Annotated in this window: 1 pseudogene; it reads left to right on the top strand. The window is 47.1% G+C overall.

The features are described 5' to 3' along the window. Nucleotides 1–331, top strand: a pseudogene (locus ACYP03_RS25085) (hypothetical protein); the annotation flags it as partial.

Genomic DNA, 331 nt, shown 5'->3' with positions numbered 1-331 from the left:
CCTTCAATGACAATTACGGTAAATTTCAGTCGCAATTGGCGCAGTTACAGCAAGATTTGAGCACTTTGTCGGTTCATCTGCCGCAAGTGGCATCTTTGCAGAGCCAGATACATGATTATCATGCAGGTATGCAGGCAGTGGTCTCGGGTTATCAGACGCTGGGACTGACAGCTTCAGAAGGAATATATCAGTCACTGTATCAAAGCGGCGAGCAGTTAATGGCAGTGGGTTCCGGGAGTACTCAGGCCTTGAATACTTATCGTTTGATTCTGACTGCAAAACTATTTGCAGCGACCGATGATAAAAGGTTGCTGGCGGACTATCAGGCACA

It is taken from the genome of Photobacterium sp. R1 (genome assembly GCF_054600795.1).
Note: the sequence above shows the minus strand (reverse complement) of the source record. Positions and strands in the feature narration are given on the sequence as shown.